Source organism: Micromonospora sp. AMSO12t (genome assembly GCF_008806585.1).
GTDB classification, from domain to species: domain Bacteria; phylum Actinomycetota; class Actinomycetes; order Mycobacteriales; family Micromonosporaceae; genus Micromonospora; species Micromonospora reichwaldensis.
The window spans coordinates 1-1,822 of sequence record NZ_WAAS01000480.1; the positions used below are offsets into that span (position 1 = coordinate 1).

Annotated in this window: 3 protein-coding genes; 2 read left to right on the forward strand and 1 reads right to left on the reverse strand. The window is 67.4% G+C overall.

From position 1 onward, the window contains the following. Positions 1-247: 247 nt before the first annotated feature. Both F6X68_RS32460 and F6X68_RS32465 read left to right on the forward strand, forming a co-directional pair. Positions 248-823: a type IV toxin-antitoxin system AbiEi family antitoxin domain-containing protein gene (locus F6X68_RS32460; protein ID WP_151457807.1), complete on the forward strand. Its 576-nt coding sequence runs from the start codon at positions 248-250 to the stop codon at positions 821-823. 38 nt (positions 824-861) lie between these two features. Then, the gene (locus F6X68_RS32465; protein ID WP_151457808.1) at positions 862-1,098 is read left to right on the forward strand and encodes a DUF559 domain-containing protein; all 237 of its coding nucleotides are present in this window, start codon (positions 862-864) and stop codon (positions 1,096-1,098) included. Positions 1,099-1,167: 69 nt separating this feature from the next. Here the strand turns inward: F6X68_RS32465 and F6X68_RS32470 are convergent, their stop codons facing one another. Beyond that, entirely contained in the window at positions 1,168-1,695 is a 528-nt protein-coding gene (locus F6X68_RS32470; RefSeq protein WP_151457809.1) for a hypothetical protein, read from the reverse strand. Between the last annotated feature and the right edge of the window lie 127 nt (positions 1,696-1,822).

Sequence of the window (1,822 nt, forward strand, 5' to 3'; positions counted from 1 at the left end):
TGCCCCGCGAAAGGTGTGAATGCGGGCGTTCTGGTCACCACAAGTGCATGATCGACGGAGCTGTGTGCGCGTGCAGCCCGCCGTACGAGGGGCGAGCGGCGTTGCCGTCACGTCGGTCGTGGAGCCGGGGCCGCTCGGGCTAGCACGCGCCAGGGGTGAGGTGGGGGTTTTCCACAGAGGGGGCGTTGTCCACAGGGGCATCAGGGCGGGTGGTGCGAGTGGGGCGCGCTCGGCAGGGTGACTGGTCATGGCAGAGGGGCTGTACCGGTATCCGGAGCTGATCTCCGTGGGGCTGAGTCGGGCGCAGGTGAGACGGAGCGTCGACACGGGGCGTATCCACCGGCTGTCGAGGGGCGTCTACGGTCCAACGGTCGACCGAGGCCAGCAACTGACGGCGATCTTCAGGAGGCTGCCGAACGGGGTCGTGGTCGGCTTTCAGACCGGCGCCCGGCTGCACGGCTTCGGAGCCGAGCCCAGCGACGACGTCCACGTGATCGTGCCGGCCGGGCTCGTCGTACCTCGTATCCGGGGCGTCGTGACGCACGAGTCCGTGCTGCCGGTCCAGGAGCCGGTTCTGCTGGAAGGGGTACCTTGCGCGCCTGCGGCCCGGTGCGCTGTCGATCTGGCCAGGTCGCAGCATCGGATGAACGCCCTGCCGCTGCTCGATCGGTGCCTGCGCGTGGGTGCCTGTCGGCCTGACCAACTCCGGACCGAGGTGACGCGGCATGCCCGGCTCCGGGCCGTGTGCCAGGCGCGACAGTTGATCGACCTCGCGGACCCCAGAGCGGAGTGCCGCCAGGAGAGTCAGCTCCGGCTCCTGTGATCGACGGCGGATTGCCTGCTCCGGACCCCCAACTGTGGGTGCGGGACGAAGACGGCATCTGCATCTACCGGCTGGACCTCGGCTATCGGAAGCGTCGCATCGGCATCGAGTACGAGGGGAGTTCGCACCTCGACCGTGAGCGCCTCCGCCACGACCGCTCCCGCATGAACTGGCTCGCCGCCCATGGCTGGCGCATGCGTTACTTCACCGACCTGGACCTGTACCGCCGCCCTGCCTACATCATCTCCACGATCGCGGCGCTCTTCGCCTCCTGATCTGGACCGGGGTGCTCGACGGGGCGTAGTTCGTGGTCAGGGCAGCGCTTGGCGGTACCCGCGGTGGGTCTAACCCTGCCGCCCTAGCGGCCACAGCTGGATCTGGTACCGCTCCGCCGCCTCGGGAATGAGCCGTCTCATCTTGTCCAATGCGGCGGTGAACTCCTCCGTGCCAGCCTGCGCCATCTCGAACCGGTCGAGGACCTCGTTGTGGTTGTAGGCGATCACCCGCGCGCCGTATCGGCCCGCACCCGACGGCAGCACGATGCCGCACCGAACTGGGGAGTCGAGCGACTCGTCGATGCGCCAACAGTTGTCCGGAAAGTCCACGACACCCTCGAACGCGAAGTCGAACGGGCGCTGCTCCGGCAGGATCCACGGCATCCGTGACCAGGTCTCCACCGACACGAAAGCCCGGCTGACCTCGGTTGCTGTACGCACCCCGACGGCGCTGGCGGCGAACCCGACCCCGTCAGCGAAGGCCAGTCGCCCTGCTTCCGAATGATCCCGCTGCGCGTTCGCACCGTGGGAGTACAGGCAGAACATCATGTACGACGCCGAGACGACTGTGTCCAGTTTGGAGGTAAGAACGGGCACTCCCCAAGAATGCCGACTCGTGGCCCGTAGCAAGGCAGCGGCACCTGGCAGGACGGGTCGATCATGCACTTGTGGTGCCTGACGAAAGGGGTAAATAGTGGCATTCCGCCCGCCACAACTGCATGAT